Annotated in this window: 15 protein-coding genes; 9 read left to right on the top strand and 6 right to left on the bottom strand. The window is 45.0% G+C overall.

Translation table 11 applies throughout. The annotated features are described in order from the left end of the window. Positions 1–46: 46 nt before the first annotated feature. The 5 genes from ccmI to AC58CZ_RS02430 all read right to left on the bottom strand — a co-directional run bounded on the left by ccmI (position 47) and on the right by AC58CZ_RS02430 (position 6,185). The gene (gene ccmI / locus AC58CZ_RS02450) at positions 47–1,327 is read right to left on the bottom strand and encodes a c-type cytochrome biogenesis protein CcmI (protein WP_289115471.1); all 1,281 of its coding nucleotides are present in this window, start codon (positions 1,325–1,327) and stop codon (positions 47–49) included. Then, on the bottom strand, positions 1,324–1,812 hold the full coding sequence (locus tag AC58CZ_RS02445; RefSeq protein ID WP_379542903.1) for a cytochrome c-type biogenesis protein: 489 nt from the start codon (positions 1,810–1,812) through the stop codon (positions 1,324–1,326). Before AC58CZ_RS02445 ends, ccmI begins: the two co-directional genes overlap by 4 nt. Before the next feature lie 65 nt (positions 1,813–1,877). Then, a complete protein-coding gene (locus AC58CZ_RS02440; protein WP_083328848.1) occupies positions 1,878–2,528 on the bottom strand; it encodes a DsbE family thiol:disulfide interchange protein in 651 nt (216 codons plus the stop codon). Between the two features lies 1 nt (position 2,529). Next, a complete protein-coding gene (locus AC58CZ_RS02435; protein WP_494223442.1) occupies positions 2,530–4,560 on the bottom strand; it encodes a heme lyase CcmF/NrfE family subunit in 2,031 nt (676 codons plus the stop codon). A gap of 290 nt (positions 4,561–4,850) precedes the next feature. Then, the gene (locus AC58CZ_RS02430) at positions 4,851–6,185 is read right to left on the bottom strand and encodes a DUF445 domain-containing protein (protein WP_252962546.1); all 1,335 of its coding nucleotides are present in this window, start codon (positions 6,183–6,185) and stop codon (positions 4,851–4,853) included. 494 nt (positions 6,186–6,679) lie between these two features. On the opposite strand from AC58CZ_RS02430, the gene mrdA reads away from it, so the two are divergent. The 9 genes from mrdA (at position 6,680) to scpB (ending at position 15,395) form a co-directional block, all read left to right on the top strand. After that, entirely contained in the window at positions 6,680–8,665 is a 1,986-nt protein-coding gene (mrdA, locus tag AC58CZ_RS02425; RefSeq protein WP_071001981.1) for a penicillin-binding protein 2, read from the top strand. A gap of 89 nt (positions 8,666–8,754) precedes the next feature. Next, positions 8,755–9,441, top strand: a complete 687-nt coding sequence (gene rsmD, locus AC58CZ_RS02420; protein ID WP_071001982.1) for a 16S rRNA (guanine(966)-N(2))-methyltransferase RsmD — start codon at positions 8,755–8,757, stop codon at positions 9,439–9,441. A gap of 252 nt (positions 9,442–9,693) precedes the next feature. Next, a complete protein-coding gene (gene rplM / locus AC58CZ_RS02415; RefSeq protein ID WP_071001983.1) occupies positions 9,694–10,122 on the top strand; it encodes a 50S ribosomal protein L13 in 429 nt (142 codons plus the stop codon). A gap of 10 nt (positions 10,123–10,132) precedes the next feature. Beyond that, complete coding sequence (gene rpsI / locus AC58CZ_RS02410; RefSeq protein ID WP_058025929.1) at positions 10,133–10,519, top strand: 30S ribosomal protein S9; 387 nt, start codon at positions 10,133–10,135, stop codon at positions 10,517–10,519. A 459-nt stretch (positions 10,520–10,978) separates the two neighbouring features. Then, positions 10,979–12,070 carry an LpxL/LpxP family acyltransferase gene (locus AC58CZ_RS02405; RefSeq protein WP_071001984.1) on the top strand — a complete coding sequence of 364 codons (1,092 nt, stop codon included), beginning with the start codon at positions 10,979–10,981 and terminating at the stop codon, positions 12,068–12,070. A 108-nt stretch (positions 12,071–12,178) separates the two neighbouring features. Beyond that, positions 12,179–13,249 (top strand): tryptophan--tRNA ligase, encoded by a 1,071-nt coding sequence (locus AC58CZ_RS02400; protein ID WP_093068706.1) that lies wholly within the window; start codon positions 12,179–12,181, stop codon positions 13,247–13,249. Between the two features lie 20 nt (positions 13,250–13,269). Continuing rightward, entirely contained in the window at positions 13,270–13,872 is a 603-nt protein-coding gene (locus tag AC58CZ_RS02395) for an O-methyltransferase (RefSeq protein ID WP_430284001.1), read from the top strand. 5 nt (positions 13,873–13,877) lie between these two features. Further along, positions 13,878–14,717, top strand: coding sequence for a segregation and condensation protein A (locus AC58CZ_RS02390; protein ID WP_430284000.1), 840 nt, complete (start codon positions 13,878–13,880; stop codon positions 14,715–14,717). A 66-nt stretch (positions 14,718–14,783) separates the two neighbouring features. Next, a complete protein-coding gene (gene scpB, locus AC58CZ_RS02385) occupies positions 14,784–15,395 on the top strand; it encodes an SMC-Scp complex subunit ScpB (protein ID WP_240366137.1) in 612 nt (203 codons plus the stop codon). Between the two features lie 164 nt (positions 15,396–15,559). Here the strand turns inward: scpB and lolA are convergent, their stop codons facing one another. Continuing rightward, positions 15,560–16,243 (bottom strand): outer membrane lipoprotein periplasmic chaperone LolA, encoded by a 684-nt coding sequence (gene lolA / locus AC58CZ_RS02380; protein WP_277077928.1) that lies wholly within the window; start codon positions 16,241–16,243, stop codon positions 15,560–15,562. Positions 16,244–16,625 lie beyond the last annotated feature (382 nt).

The following is a 16,625-nucleotide window of genomic DNA, read 5'->3' as shown; positions in this document are numbered from 1 at the left end:
TCAACAGCATTTATATGAAAAATACTTACAATAACCAGCCATAATACTAGGGGATTTGTTGATTGATTTCTACATTGGCCTGATTTTGGTCGGCACGAATCACAACAGGATTACCTGATAAGTCTCCTGACTCTGCGATAGCTGTGCCGCTGTGACTAATACGCGCAATAACAGCCAACTCAACCTTATCAGAACGGGCTGATCTTAGGGTACGCTCTGGCATCATCGCATCAATATCGCTTAGGCTAATAGTAGCCTCGCCCTGCTTAATCGCACTAATTGGCAAACGCTTGGCAGCAAATGGCGGGCCACCATTCACATCACGAATCGCCACAAACAGCACGTCATCGGCTTTGATCAATGGCAGTAGGCTTGAATTAATCTTGACGGTCACCTCAATGCCCTCAGACGCTTGTTGCTGCTGCATGGTCACATTGGCACTGAGCTCATCTAGACTGGATAGCGCCTGCGTATGGTCGCCTGGTTTAGCTGAGATACTGTCACGCAAGCGTTTGATCCAACCTTGTGCTTGATCAAAGTTATTTGCTCGCGCCTCACCCATGGCCATGAGCATTTGCGCGCCTTCATGCTGTGGGTTTTTGGCCAATACAGTTTCTAGCACTCGGCGACTATTTTCGTCTAGCTGACCCTTATTAGCAAAGAAATTAATCTGCGCGTAAGTAATCGCAATCTCTTCATTATAAGGTGACAAACGATAAGCACGTGATAAGGCCTCTAGTGCTGAATCGGTCGCCTCTAATGATAAGAACAACTCTGATAGGCGCATCCAACGATTGTAATCGTACGCATGGCGATAGACGTTGGTCTGCATGGCACTAATCAGCTGATTGCCATCTTCAATCGCCCAAGCAGGTGGCTGGTCAATCTTGCCAGTTAATAAGTCATCCGCCACTTGACCTACTTTGTCTTCGCTTGCCCAAAGCTCAAAAACAGGCGTGCGATCTCCAACCATCAAGTACGCCATGGCAGACAGCACAGGTACCCAAAAGACAATGATCAATCGGCTTTTGATACCAGGCGTGACCATAGGTGCGACTTCACGCTGAGCATCCAAAAGCTGGCGTTCAAGCTCAAGTTTTTGGTTTTGATAGTGATGCTCATCAATGATGCCACTGTCTTTATCTGTTTTCAGCTCTGCTAAGCGCTCACGAAATACAGCAACGTTGATACCTAATAGCTGATTGTCCAAAGGCTTACTATGCGTACGCGGTGCTCTCAACCATGGTTTGATAGCTATAACAGCAAGCAATAAGGCGGTCAGTAAGCTCAGCGCAATAAATAAGCCAACCGTAGAAAATATGGTCATTTTTTGCCCCCAAGGCTTGTAATATCGTGAACGTCTTTATTATCAGCACGTGACAATAAGCGCTCAAGCTCCGCTTTTTCGGCAACAGATAGCGCCTCAGCGGTATTATCTGCTGTCATGCCGCTTGCACCACTGGCAACAAGCTGACGTCGTTTACTTTGCCAAAACCAACCTACTAACAAGATGATGAGCAATAATGGTGGGAAAAACCATAAGATCCACGTTGAAGGACGCACTGGTGGCTTATAGCTGATAAAGTCGCCATAACGTTCCTGCATATAGGCACGAATCTCACCATCGCTACGACCATCTTTGACCAAATCGTAGGTTTTTTGCTTTAAGTCTTGGGCAATTGGGGCATCAGAGCCTGCTAGGTTTTGGTTCTGGCATTTTGGACAACGCAGCTCTTCGATAAGACCACGATACTGTGCCTCTTGCTGTACAGAGTCAAAATCATAGACATCAATAGCAGCAAAACTGGCCATACTGAATAGACAAGCGATAAGCAAGCTTGCTAACTTTATCGTAACGGATTTTATTTGATATGCTATCATTGACACGCCTCCTCAACCTGACTTGGCTCTAAACTGACGCCATTATTATTGGCATCATTAAGCACCATCAAGCAAGGCGCAATACGGCTTTGCCAGTTGCTCTCATTGACCTCACCGATAATATGCTGACGAATAATCCCTTCACCATCGACGACAAAAGTCTCAGGCGCGCCTGTCAGTCCCAAATCTAAAGCAAACTGCCCCGATAGATCCTGAATAGACATCGAAAACGGGTCGCCGCCTTTATTCAAATATCCTAAGGCATCCCCAATATCATCTTTATAGTTGACACCGACCAAATTGACACCGCGCTCCTCCAATTTCATTAAGAAAGGATGCTCGATGATGCAAGTAGGACACCATGATCCCCAGATATTCATCAAGAACGGCTCATCAGGCAGGTTATCATTGGTCATGATACGACTGGTATCTGACAATAGCGGCAACTCAAAAGCCGGTACTGGGCGCTCAAGTGCCGTATTGGTCACGATATCCGTCGGTTTGCCCAAGCGCATATACAGCATGGCAACCAGACCAATAAAAATCACCAGCGGAATCAAAAAACCTAATTTAAGCGACTTTTTGCGTTTGGTATTCTTATTGCTTTGCTGAGCCTGTTTATCAGGTGCATTGTTTGAGGTCGTCATATTACTGATCCCCTGTCTTGATAGCTTGCGATTCCAAATCTGCCACCGTAGCAAAGCCTGATTTTTTGGCAGCGATTTGCGCAGGTGTTCTGGTTTTCTTAATACGGTAACGATTGTCTAGCATACTGAGCAATGCACCAAATGCCATAATCAGCGCACCTAGCCATATCCAGCGAATGAGCGGTTTGACATAGATACGAAATGCCCATTCGTTGCTGTTTTCGGCGATCGGCTCACCAAGAGCGACATACACATCACGCATAAGACTGGCATCAATCGCCGCCTCAGTCATCGGCATCATACTGATAATATAGTTACGTTTTTCAGGATGTAGCGTCGTCACCGTTTGACCGTTTTTACTGACCGTAACCTCAGCTTGTGTGGCGTCAAAGTTACTGCCTTTTACTTCGCTAAAACCTTTTACGGTAAAGTCATACCCTTGGACATTGACACTATCATTTGGTCCCAGCGCCACATCACGCTCAATACTGAGCGTACTGGTAAAGGCTACCCCAATAACTGCAACGATGACCCCAATATGGGCGATTTGTTGACCCCAATAGCTCAAACGCAGCTGACGTAATCCGTTTAATCGACTCGGTGCATTTTTGGTTTTATCTTTAAAATCGATCACCATCCATAATAGCACCCAGAAACTCACTGCCAACGTGACGCCAATATTTAGCATCGCTGATGGACTCGTAAAATAGGCAATAATCGCCGCCAACACCAGACTGCTCACAGCGATAACCATGCCAGCACCTAATAATGGGCGGCTGTCTTGTTTCCAGCGAATATTAGAGCCCATACCCATCGCCACGAGCAAAAGCCACGTTAAGGGTACAAATAGCGCGTTGAAATAGGGAGGGCCAACAGATACCTGACCTAAATTGAAAGAGTCGGCAATAATAGGATATAGCGTGCCAAGCAATACCACCAAAGTCGAAATCAAAATAATAACGTTATTAATCACCAAGAATGACTCGCGTGAGATCAGTCGATATTGACTCTCAACCGTCAAACGCCAACCACGTACCGCAAACATCAGCAGACCACCGCCGATAATGACGCCTAGAATGGCTAGAATAACGAGACCACGCGTCGGGTCAGCAGCAAATGAATGGACTGAAGTGATCACCCCTGAACGTACAAGGAATGTACCTAGCAAACTAAGTGCGAAGGCAAAAATGGCAAGCATGATCGTCCATGCTTTGAACACACCGCGCTTCTCAGTGACCGCAAGTGAGTGTAGCAATGCCGTACCTGCCAGCCATGGCATCAGTGAGGCGTTCTCTACTGGATCCCAAAACCACCAGCCGCCCCAGCCAAGCTCATAATAAGCCCACCATGAGCCAAGTGCGATACCAACCGTCAAGAAACCCCAAGCAGCTAGCGCCCACGGACGCGACCAGCGTGTCCACACCGCATCCAAGCGCCCTTCCCACAACGCTGCCATACAAAAAGCAAATGGCACGACCATGCCTACGTAGCCCATGTAGAGCATCGGCGGATGAATAATCAAACCAAAATCTTGCAAGACAGGGTTTAGATCCGCGCCATCAACTGGCAAATTGGGCAAGGTACGATCAAATGGTGACGAGGTAAAGATCAGCATCGCTAGCATCATCATCTGCACGCCTGCCAATATCACAAGAACACGCGCACGCATGGATAGCGGTAATCCGCGGCTAAAATAAGACACCAGCGCACACCAAGTGGCCATAATGGTCATCCAAAGCAGCAATGACCCTTCATGACCGCCCCACGTTGCAGATAGCTTGTAATACCAAGGCAGCAACGTATTGGAATGCTGCGTAACGTAGACGAGGCTAAAGTCATTATAATAAAAGCCTGCCATCAGTGCAGTAAATGATATGACCATGGCCGCAAACTGCGCCCATGCAAGACTTGGTGCTAGACGTTGCCAAGCGACGTGGTCGCGCATGACACCAATGGTTGGTAGTACTACCTGCAAAATCGCCAGTATAAAAGCGGCCAGCAAGGCAAAATAACCCAATTCTGTGATTAACATACGGTCTAACCTTGTTTACCTTGGATACCATTAAGGGTTCACCGATGGCATCGCTAGCCACTGGCAAACGCTAAATAGTCCCTTTATGCGGTCATAGTTTACGGTTAAAAACTGAGGTTTCGATAGCTGTAGAAGCACCTAAAACCCGCTACTATCATTGTGACGTATCAATCTGAATGATTGATACAAAATGCTGACCTATCATTGGCCTTGCATTGTTTTATTGACTCAAACTGTATGAGATATTGTTGTTTTTGACTATTTGAAAATACTGATTATCGTGTTATTGCTTATGGCATCGAGGGGAAAAATACCAATACCAGATGTAACCACCCTGCCACAAACCCAGTCAGACCACCCAAGATAATCAGCGTCATCTCATCCTCACGAAAAGCAGGACGCAGCAGATTCTGAAACTCACTGGGCGTCAGCGCCCTTATTCTATCGCGAAACAGACCAAAAATCTTACTGGCGCGACTTTCATTGAGCTCAGGATCTCGCAGTGGCACCATAGTCGCCACAATCGACTTATCAATAATAGTGTTTTTGAGCTGTCCATAATCGCGGCGACCCAGCCCCACACGCAATGTCGTACTAATAACTGGTGACTCAAGCACCGTATATAGATGCGACTTCATCAGCTCACGAGTTTGCGCTGAGCGATCACCATACATCATCTCGTTCATGATGTTCTCAAGGGTAACCAAATCTTTTACCACAATCTCAGCAAAAACTTCAGACACTTCCTCTTGGCGCTTCATAAAGCCGCCCTGCAGACGATACCTTGCGATATGAGGCATGACTGGCTTGATAAAGGGGAAGCGGCTCTGCACCGAAAAAAGCTTTAAATACGGGATAAAATGCGGCTCTACTGGGTTAAATACCATCCAAATGGCAATCCAATTGGTCAAAAATCCCCAAATCGCAGCAAAAAATGGCACCGTCCAATGCTGCGGCACCACTAAAAATATAAACATCTGGATAATACCAAATACCAAACCAATCAAAGCACTGATGTGCCAGATAAAATTGATCTCTTTTTGCCCAACCTTCAAGAACATATTGACCATCAAACGACGATCGTTCTCCATCGTATTGACGATCATCTTGCGCATATCGACCAAATCTTCGACATGATACGTCAAATCTGTCACTAGCGACTGCATGATGCTAGGCAGTTCTTTATGGGCTTGGGCATAGACACGGCGCTTTAGGGCATAAGGCAGGTTACCCCATAGTGCGGGTGAATGATCCAGCATAATCTCATCAATCAATGGCTCAAGGTTTTTGTCAACCGTATCAGTGACAAATAGCGCCATTTGCTCAGGTTCCATCGCTTTAAAAAACTCATCTAATGAGCCGAGCTTTGACAATGTCTGATCAACGATAACCCCTGATATTTTGCCTGCCTTGCGTGGGACGATACCTTGCCAGCCGATACCTGGTAACCCAAAAAATGGAAAATTTGGAATACGAATACCCCAAAACTTAATGGGATAAAACAGCATCTTGAGCGCCATCCATACATGCACCCACGTAACAAATGCCGTCACTGGTGGAATAGTTAGCATGGCAAAAAACTCTGGGTGCTCAGCGATCGTCTGCCACAATGAATTTATGTCCATGACTTTTCTAGTTCCTGACAGGTTGATTGTCGTTGCTAATATGGTCGCGACTGATAACAAGCCGCTAGCAAAATTGAAACGTCTCAAAAAGACGCTCTGTCTCTAACCACTACTATAAAATAAATCGCCTGATTTTAGCATACTTGCCATTTTTTAGCACATGGACACCCTTGGCAAGTTGTGACTAAAGATAACATCTTTTAAATCCTATATTGAGCCATAAATATACTGAGATAGCGCATCGCTTATGCAATATATGACCACAACAAAATAAGCATCTGAGTACTGCGCCTACTCATTTGTTCTGTTATAATTTGTAGTCAAACGATAGACACCATCTACGTACAAATCAATGCGCGTTGATTTTAGATCATATAGCGCTATGTGATTGAAATCCTTTGTATTATCCTTTAGACTCACCGCGTTTTGGTTAACCAACCTGCCCTTTTACCTCTTTATTATTGACTCACTGACCGATTGGGCTCTGATTTTCTATGAATAAACCACTAACTCCCAATACCGAACAGGTCAACAGTACCTTTACCAACCGTATTATTATCTTTGGAATTTTAATATTGCTGGGTTTGGGCGGCCTGATAACGCGTTATGGTTATTTGCAAGTCTATGCCCATGATAAGTACACCACCCAGTCAGACAATAACCGCATTAAACTGATATCAGCACCGCCTAGCCGCGGTTATATTTATGATCGTAACGGGATAATTTTGGCGGATAACCAGCCAGTTTTTACCGCCATGCTAAGCCCTGATGAGGTTGACAACCCTGAGCGCACGCTCAGCTTGCTGGCGCCTATTTTTGATTTGACAGCAGAAGACATCACAGATATTTTGGCGCGCTTGAACAAAAACAAAAACGACCCTGTGACCATCAAAATCGACTTAACAGAGGCACAGCTGGCTCAGTTCAGTGAGCGTAAGCCATTCTTTCGCGGTGTTTCTATCCAAAGTAAGCTGACGCGTGATTATCCTTATGATGAGCTATTTGCTCATGTGATCGGTTACGTTGGTCGTATTAACGATAAAGAGTCTAAGCGTATTGATAAGGACCGCTATGCAGGTACTGATCTGATCGGTAAGATTGGTATTGAAGACTATTACGAAGATATTTTGCTTGGGCAACCAGGCTATCAGTCGGTAGAAACAGATGCTCACGGCAATATCCTACGTCAATTGGACACGAAACCGCCTACCTCTGGTAACGATATCACGTTGAGCTTGGATTATGGGCTGCAAAAGGTCGCCCAGCAGCAGCTAGATGGCCGCCGCGGTGCAATCGTCGCAATAGATCCCAAAAATGGCGATGTGCTGGCCTTTGTCAGTAACCCAAGCTATGATCCCAATCCTTTTATCTCAGGGATTTCGTTCAAAGACTATGATGCCCTGCGAGAAGATCTCGATCAGCCCTTGTACAATCGCGCCCTCCAAGGGACATACCCACCTGGCTCGACCATCAAACCATTCGAGGGTTTAGGCGGTATTCACTATGGCTTGCGAGATTGGAATAGTACCATTTATGATCCTGGCTATTTTAGTTTACCAGGAGACAGCCATCGTTTCCGTGACTGGAAGCGCGGGGGTCATGGTACGGTTGATTTAAAGAAATCTATCCAAATGTCGGTTGATACTTACTATTATAAACTGGCCTATGAGATGGGTATTCAGCGTCTACACGACTGGATGGTGCGCTTTGGTTTTGGGGACAAGACTGGTATTGATCTTCCTAACGAAAAATCAGGCATCATGCCATCACCGAAATGGAAAAAAGACACGTATGATAAAGACTGGCTACCGGGTGAAACCATCTCTGTCAGTATTGGACAAGGCTATTTCTTAGCCACGCCACTACAGATTGCTAATGCCACTGCCATGACCGCCAGTAAAGGTAAACATATTACCCCGCATTTGCTCAAGAGCAGTGACGGTGCAGCAGAAGTCAAAATCATCGACAAACCTGATGGTAAAATCGACTATAACGGTCAGCCTTCTGACTGGTTACGTATGCATGATGCAATGGAAAGCGTGGTAGAAAACGGTACTGGACGCGGTATCTATACCCCGCGCTATCGTATCGCTGGCAAGACAGGAACAGCACAGGTAAAGTCTATCGCTCAAGGCAAACGCTATGATAAATCAGCGATTGACAAACGTCACTGGGATCATGCGTGGTTCAATGGTTTTGCCCCTGTCGAAGACCCTCAAATCGCGCTGGCGGTCTTGGTCGAAAACGGTGGCGGTGGTAGTACGACTGCCGCGCCTATCGGCCGTGCCCTATTTGACTACTGGATGCTACAACGCAAAACTGATCCGGTACTGCCGCCGTCCGCTGATGAGCTCAAAGTCATCAAGCGCCAAAAGGCCTTTGAGAAAGCCTTGAAGGATGCCTTGCGTGAAAAAGAAGCAAAAGCGTTAGCAGAACAAGAAGCGGCAGAGGCACAAGCAGCAGCAGCCACCTCTGAATAGCGACATTTTGATAGACATCTCTAACCATTACCCGTCATGTCTAATAAGTAGAGATGCCTCAAAAAAAAGATAATAAAAGAGACACGAGCATGAAAAAACCCTCACGCGGACGCACAGCGAAAAAGAACCCTAAAGCAAAAAGTGCCGCAGCCGGTGATGTACGTATCATTGGTGGGCAGTTCAAGCGCCGTATTGTCAGCTTCATCGAGGCAGATGGCCTGCGCCCAACACCCGACCGCCTGCGAGAGACATTATTTAACTGGTTATTGGCCGATATTCACGGTGCACGCGTACTCGATAGCTGTGCAGGCAGTGGCGTATTAGGGTTTGAGGCGTTGTCCCGCGGCGCAGCTCACACCACTTTTATTGAAGTTAATACGGCACAAAGCAACATGCTACGTCAAAGTGCTGAGCAATTACGCCTTGATACCGCAGCTTACACGGTTATCACTGGCACGGCTGAGGAAGTACTGAGTCAACACCAGCCGATTGAGCACCCGTTTGACATCGTCTTCATCGATCCCCCTTATGCTCAGGATCTATGGCAGCCTATTTTGAGTACGCTGATTACCAATGCATTGATTGACCAATCAACGCTAATTTATTTAGAAGCGGATAAAGATTTAACACCTCAGCTTGAGCAGCTAGAAGAGCAGCTTAATGAAAATCGCGACGCCCAACTAGAGACAACTCAGCAAATGATATGCTTTGAATGCGTAAAGCAAACCAAAGTTGGACAAGTTGTCGCTGGACTTTATCGGCTGTCACCGTCATAATTACACCCTAATTGCTAAGCGCATCATTAGCAGTTATTTGTTAAGCAATATTTAGTAAACCCTTCAATACCTGTAAAAATGTTTAAAACCGCTTAAAAACTGGCCAAACGCTGCAGTTTAATGTATAAAGGCGAAAATAAACCCCAATGCAGCTTGCAAGCGTAGGCGCTACTGCTTATAATGTGCAGTCTGTTTTTTGAGAGCCCCGTTCCCAGCTAAACTCTCAACGAATTCTAATTTTAAGGTTTTATCATGAAAACACTTAGTGCAAAACCAGCTGAAGTGACCCATGACTGGTATGTCGTAGATGCTGACGGCAAAACCCTTGGTCGCTTAGCCACTCAAATCGCAACTCGCTTACGTGGCAAGCACAAGCCTTCTTATACTCCGCACGTAGATACTGGTGACTTCATTGTTGTCATCAACGCAGAAAAAATCGCAGTAACGGGTAAGAAAGCGCAAGACAAAAAGTACTATCGTCACAGTGGCTACCCAGGTGGTATTAAAGAAACCAACTTCACAAAGCTGATTGCACATAAGCCCGAAGATGTTCTATACAAAGCAGTTAAGGGTATGCTTCCAAAGGGCCCTCTTGGCTATGCGATGATCAAGAAGCTGAAACTATATGCGGGTACTGAACATCCACATACTGCACAGCAACCTAAAGAACTAGACATCTAAGGATATACTTATGGAACGCAATTACGGAACTGGTCGCCGCAAGACGTCTACTGCTCGTGTCTTTTTATCAAAAGGTACTGGTAGTATTGTTGTTAACGGTAAGCCACTAGACGAATACTTCAGCCGTGAAACTTCACGCATGGTTGTTCGTCAGCCATTAGAACTACTAGACTCTGCTAACCAGTATGACTTATATGTCACTGTTGCAGGCGGTGGTATCAGTGGCCAAGCTGGCGCAATCCGCCACGGCATCACACGTGCATTGATCGAAGCTGACGAAACTTTGAAGCCTGCCCTAAAAGCAGCTGGTTTTGTTACTCGTGATTCACGTCAAGTTGAACGTAAGAAACTGGGTCTACGTAAAGCACGTAAACGTCCACAGTTCTCAAAACGTTAATCAAAGCACTTTCTTATCTTTTTGCTGCTGTTGTCTTTTTCTCGGAGCGATGGTAGCAAACTCAAATAAGAGAAGCGTTTTGCAAAACCTTATAAGCTGGTCACAGCTTATAAGGTTTTTTTATGCCTGCTGATTGGCCTATAGGTAGTGTGGCTATAGTAGAACCTCAATAAAATTGATACAGCATAGGAAACGCGCTCGAACGCTACTTTTCTTGCTTGCTGTGACTGCGTCTCCAGAGGCTGCGAAAAATAGCGTTTAATCTTGCTATACCATTTTTATAATGGTTTCACTATATCTCTCATTGCAATAGCTATCGATATACGTACTTTATATTAGCACTGCAAATTAAGAACCTTATAAACATTCTCACTTGCAAAGCATTTGAGCCTACCCCATCATATCAATAACTTTTCATCATTAGCTGCAATGTGATACACGGTGCGGCAGAAGGATATTATGAAAGCGCCAGAACAATACGATCCTAGCAAACCCTCCAACACTAACGGCATACCATCATCCAGTAGGCAGCAATCCAATAAGTCGCCTGCTATACCTGCTGGCACCCCAACGATTACGCAAAATCAAAAGCGTACCGCGCAAGCAGAAAACAAGCCCTTTCAATGGCAGTTTTTATTGCCAAAGTATTGGGGTATCTGGTTGTTGTTTTTGGTGATGTTACCCATGATATATTTGCCACTGCGTTGGCAGTTTTGGCTAGGTCGTAAGCTCGGCATATTGATTTATAAAGCTGCAGGCTCACGTAGGCGTGACACTCTGATTAATCTAAAGCTGGCGTTTCCAGAAAAGCCAGAAGCTGAGCGTGAATTGATGGCCAAGCAAGTTTTTGTCAATCAAGGTATTGGGGTGTTTGAAACCCTATGTGCTTGGTTCCGTCCAAATATATTTACTAGAACGGTATCTATTTCGGGATTACAGCATCTTGTTAATGCGCAAAACGAGCAGCGTCCGGTTATTCTATTGGGTGCGCATTATACGATGCTGGATTTGGGCGGCTTACTGTGTTCTCAATTCTTCCCTGTCGATTGTATGTACCGTACGCAAAACAACCCTTTACTGGACTGGTTTATCTATAATGGTCGTACCAATATATTCGGTAAGCAAATCTCCAGCCGTGACATGCGAAGCCTAGTCACCTCTATCAAAGCAGGTCATGTGATTTGGTATTCCCCCGATCAGGACTATGGTCTAAAACAAGGGGTTATGGCGCCATTCTTTGGCGTGCCAGCAGCGACCATCACCGCATCACGCCGTATGGCAAAATTAGGCAGCAAAACGCATCCACCCGCCGTGATGGCGCTACACACCTATCGGCAGACACCAGATAATCTACCACGTGGTAAGCGACCTCATTATCACTTGACCATCACCCCAGAGCTTGAGAACTACCCAAGTCAAGATGAGGTTGCGGATGCTACTCGGGTTAATGAAGTTTTAGAGGGACTCATACGTATTGATCCGACTCAGTGGATGTGGTTTCATCGGCGCTTTAAACATGGGCCAAATGGTCGTACGGATATCTATAAGTAGGCCTTTATTTTCAAAAGGGCTGATAAAATTTGCTATACTTTGCAACTGCTATTTTGCACTTTTAGTCACGCATTATAATAATTTGACAAACAAAACAACGGATTTTTCATGAGCGACAATCACAGTTCTGGACAAGCAGCCCCACATAAACGCATTTTGACAGGAATCAAACCGACGGGCATTCCGCACCTTGGTAACTACGTTGGTGCAATTCGTCCTGCCATCCAGTCTATTCAAAACAGCGATAGCGACGCTTTTTTCTTCTTAGCGGATTATCACAGCATTATTGGTTGCCATGATCCTGCGATCATTCACGAGTCAACCAAAGCCATTGCCGCGACATGGCTCGCCTGTGGTCTCGATCCTGAGCGCGTGACTTTTTATCGTCAGTCAGATGTGCCTGAAATTCTAGAATTGTCATGGATTTTGAGCTCCTCATGTGCCAAAGGCCTCATGAACCGCGCTCATGCCTACAAAGCAGCGGTCGATGCCAATATGGAAAAAGAAGACGTTGATCCTGACCAAGGGATTAACATGGGGTTGTTTGGCTACCCTGTATTGATGGCCGCTGATATTTTGATGTTTAATGCCACGCATGTACCTGTTGGCCGTGACCAAATTCAGCACATTGAAATGGCGCGTGATATAGCAGGTACATTTAATCATCGTTACAAGCCATTGTTCACTGAGCCTGAGGCCCTGGTCGACGACAACACGCCGCTACTCACAGGTCTCGATGGTCGCAAAATGAGCAAAAGCTATAACAACGTGATTCCGTTGTTTGGCGAGTTTAATAGCCAAGCCGATCCTGAAAAAATGATGCGTAAGGCCATCATGCGTATTGTGACCAACTCACAATTGCCAGAAGAGCCAAAAGATCCTGACGCGTCAGCAATTTTTGAGATTTATAAAGCGTTTGCTACGCCTGAAGAAATTGCTAATTTGCGTGCGCAGTATGAATCAGGTATTGGCTGGGGAGACGCCAAAGAGCAGTTGTTCCAACAAATCAATAACGAGATCGCCCCTTTTCGCGCGCGCTATCAAGAATTGATGGCCAATCCAAAAGAGCTAGAAGAAATCCTACAAATGGGCGCAGATAAAGCCCGTCGTCATAGCCGTAAGCAGCTGGATAAAGCCCGCCGTGCCATTGGTATTCGCCCACTAGCGAAGCTTAAATAAATGACTTCTGATCGTTTATAATGCCGACATTTAATCCAAGCCATTTTTTATCTTACTGTCAGTCTTTATATAAGACTGACAGTACGTATGATTCTAAGCAAGTAGACAGACTCAATCGTCACCGCCATGTAGAACCAGATTCTGCTGAATTTTTGGCCAATATTGCTACGATAACCAAGTCAAATACAGTATTAGAGATTGGTACTTCAACGGGTTTTTCGACCCTATGGCTGGCTTATGGTCTACGTCATCAGGCTCAATATGACTTTATATCGTTAGACATCGATAAAAGCCGCAGTGAAGCTGCTCACCAGCATCTGCAAAATACGGGGCTATCTGACTCTGTCAGATTAATCGTACAAGACGCCTTTATTTTTTTAAATAGCAATGAAGATGTCTTTGACTTGGTATTTTTGGATGCAGAGCGGCAATTCTATCTCGATTATATCCGAGGTCTGCATAACGCATTGGACGTCGGTAGTGTACTTATTGTCGATAATGTCATCTCTCATCGCGATGAGGTGAGCGAGTTCTTGGCAGAATTCACCAACGATTCTCGTTATATTTGTCATACGTTAGATGTTGGTGCTGGACTATTTATGGCAGTGCGCCAGGAACATTAAGTATTATGGATACATCCAACACGACTGCTCTACGCATCTATCAGACGCCAGTACAGCATCTACCAGACGATCTTTATGTTCCGCCACAAGCGTTTGCGATTTGGTTAGAACAATTTGCAGGTCCTTTGGATTTTTTATTATATTTGGTCAAAAAGAACAACGTTGATTTGACCCAAATGCCTATCTTACCCATCACTGAGCAGTATCTTGCCTATATCAGTGAGTTAGATACTGAGCATTTTGAATTGGCAGGTGATTATCTGCTAATGGCGTCGACGCTGATTGCTATTAAAACCGAATTACTATTGCCTACCCCTGACACGCCTACCGATGAGCGCGATCCAAAAGCCGAGCTGATTGAGCGCCTAGAAGAGTACGCGCAAATCAAAGTGGCCAGTCAGCGCTTAGATGATTTGGTACGTTTAGAGCGCGATGTGTTCTTAGCGATGGTCAGTATGCCCAGTCAAGACGTTATGAATGCTGAGCTGCCTAGCTACTCGCCTACTCTGCTGATCGATAGCTTGTTTAAAATGCAGCTACAGCCAGACTATCAGATGCATACTATCAAAACTGATATCGTGCCGCTCTCTGATCGTATCGCTAGTATTAGCCGGCAGCTCAGCACTGAAGGAGCGCGCTCCTTTTATGAGCTACTAGACAAAGCACAGGGTAAGATAGGCGTGGTCGTGAGCTTTGTCGCCGTGCTTGAACTGATTAAGCGGCAATTAGTTGGTGTGGTCTATACAGAACCCAATAATGATGCAAGCACGTTAATGAAATATGATACCGATCCATCCGATATAAACAATCAATCCCAAGAACTAACACTACAGTGGTTGGCCTAACCAGCATCAGGTTAGCCGCCAAACCTGCTATTGATCCCATGATATTAAAACAAGAGCACATTTTAGATGGTAGATATTGACGACTCAAAACAGCCTATTGAAGCAAAGCCTACACGTGCCGCTGCTACTGCCTCTATTGAGGAAGATCATACCTCTCTTGAAGATGTGAGCAAGCACATCGAGGTGCTGCTGCATGCATCAGAGGCGCCGCTGACAGCTCACGCGTTAAGAAAACATTTATCATTATCTACTAAGGAATTAAAGCAAGCCTTAGAGGTGCTAGAGCGACGGTTAGAGACCGGTGTGCTGAACCTACATGAGACAGCCAGCGGCTATCGATTGCAAATTTCCGATGATTATAGCGGCTTGATTCAGCAGGTTTTTCCGCAGCGTCAAGAGCGTCTGAGCCAAGCCTTACTTGAAACTTTGAGCGTTATTGCGTATAAGCAACCTGTGACACGTAGTGACATCGAGCAAGTGCGCGGTGTGACGTTATCAAGCAATATACTACGCCAGCTATTTGATAAGGGGTGGATCATTGAAAAAGGCTTTAAGGAGACCTTAGGTCGCCCAGCGCTCCTTCACACCACCGCACAATTTTTGGATGCATTTGGGCTGAGTCATTTAGATGAGCTACCACCAATGCCAGATATGGACTCCATACGAGCTATGTCTTAATTTTTCTGCTGACCAAACTATCATTACGCTCATAAAAAAGGACAGATCATATAAGAGCCGTCCTTTTTATTTGGCTATTACTCTTAGGGGTTGTCACTCTTAGAGGCTCTCAACCTTAGATAAATAGCAAAGCATCATAATCTGCTTCATCAGTTAGCTCGTTCTTATTGATTGATAATATCAACACCTTTTGGTGGAGTAAACTTAAACTGACTGCTGCCGATACTTGGATTCATTTTGATACCACTAAACTTAATAGAGGTCGTTTGACCTAGCGTATCATTCAATACCATCATCACAGGTTTGCCGCCACTAAAGCTCATTGATAAGCTCTTAAAGCTGGCATTATCAGATTTTGGGTACAACACATAGTAGTTCTTATTGCTGTACGGCTGAGTGATTTTAAAGTTTTGATCAATCTTGCTTGGATCACCTGACAACAATAGCGCTGGCGTATTACCGACTTGACTGTCGACGTTCTGCTTAGTCGCTTGCTCTAGATCTTTGTCATAGATCCACATAGAGTTGCCATTGGCAACGATCAATTGCTCTGAGGGTGATTTGGTTTCCCAGCGGAAGTTATTGGGACGCTGTACACTCATAGAGCCTTTAAAAGTACCACTACTAGCGCCTTTGGTAGTTTGACTAAAGTTGGCAGTCATACTCTTGGTGTTGGTCAATAGCTTGTTCAAGCGCTTAGCAGCTGTTAGGTTATCAGCAGGCGCTGCTGTGGCTGTTTGAGTCAATGCCATCATTGGCGCTGCGATACCTAACGATGTCATTAATACACCTGCTAAAGCACCACTCATCATCTTCTGTTTGGTTGATTTTTTCGTAGATAAGTTCATCATAAATCCTCTCTAAAAAAGCATAATCGCTTTAAAGTTGTTGCTAAAAATAAAATGTTCTATTGAAATTTTTGTTTTCTATAAATACTGATTTTACCAAGTTAAAACTGGTAACCATCAGCAATGGCAACAGTGTGCCAGTTTTTTTATTACGCGCCTAGTCATGATTTGCAATCTTTACTACGGCTGCCATACACGCTTGTAACCAATGCAGTTACACGGTAAAAGTTTGCATTTAGCATCGTTATTTAGCAAAACCGAGGTAATGAATACAGCTAAACCTTTAAGTAGGTAAGTTAACAGTATAAAAGAGCAAGAAATATGTCTGCTACAACCGAATGCTCATCTCAATTTTGGTAAGCAATTTCATTATTAAGACTAA

The organism is Psychrobacter sp. CR212 (assembly GCF_059693765.1).
The sequence above is the reverse complement of the archived record's forward strand: the minus strand, read 5'-3'. Positions and strand labels throughout refer to the sequence as shown.

Excerpts from the sequence above, each read along its gene's own strand:
- ccmI (WP_289115471.1), bottom strand. The coding sequence starts at position 1,327 with ATGACCATATTTTCTACGGTTGGCTTATTTATTGCGCTGAGCTTACTG.
- AC58CZ_RS02445 (WP_379542903.1), bottom strand. The coding sequence starts at position 1,812 with ATGGCCAGTTTTGCTGCTATTGATGTCTATGATTTTGACTCTGTACAG.
- AC58CZ_RS02440 (WP_083328848.1), bottom strand. The coding sequence starts at position 2,528 with ATGACGACCTCAAACAATGCACCTGATAAACAGGCTCAGCAAAGCAAT.
- AC58CZ_RS02435 (WP_494223442.1), bottom strand. The coding sequence starts at position 4,560 with ATGTTAATCACAGAATTGGGTTATTTTGCCTTGCTGGCCGCTTTTATA.
- AC58CZ_RS02430 (WP_252962546.1), bottom strand. The coding sequence starts at position 6,185 with ATGGACATAAATTCATTGTGGCAGACGATCGCTGAGCACCCAGAGTTT.
- mrdA (WP_071001981.1), top strand. The coding sequence starts at position 6,680 with ATGAATAAACCACTAACTCCCAATACCGAACAGGTCAACAGTACCTTT.
- rsmD (WP_071001982.1), top strand. The coding sequence starts at position 8,755 with ATGAAAAAACCCTCACGCGGACGCACAGCGAAAAAGAACCCTAAAGCA.
- rplM (WP_071001983.1), top strand. The coding sequence starts at position 9,694 with ATGAAAACACTTAGTGCAAAACCAGCTGAAGTGACCCATGACTGGTAT.
- rpsI (WP_058025929.1), top strand. The coding sequence starts at position 10,133 with ATGGAACGCAATTACGGAACTGGTCGCCGCAAGACGTCTACTGCTCGT.
- AC58CZ_RS02405 (WP_071001984.1), top strand. The coding sequence starts at position 10,979 with ATGAAAGCGCCAGAACAATACGATCCTAGCAAACCCTCCAACACTAAC.
- AC58CZ_RS02400 (WP_093068706.1), top strand. The coding sequence starts at position 12,179 with ATGAGCGACAATCACAGTTCTGGACAAGCAGCCCCACATAAACGCATT.
- AC58CZ_RS02395 (WP_430284001.1), top strand. The coding sequence starts at position 13,270 with ATGCCGACATTTAATCCAAGCCATTTTTTATCTTACTGTCAGTCTTTA.
- AC58CZ_RS02390 (WP_430284000.1), top strand. The coding sequence starts at position 13,878 with ATGGATACATCCAACACGACTGCTCTACGCATCTATCAGACGCCAGTA.
- scpB (WP_240366137.1), top strand. The coding sequence starts at position 14,784 with ATGGTAGATATTGACGACTCAAAACAGCCTATTGAAGCAAAGCCTACA.
- lolA (WP_277077928.1), bottom strand. The coding sequence starts at position 16,243 with ATGAACTTATCTACGAAAAAATCAACCAAACAGAAGATGATGAGTGGT.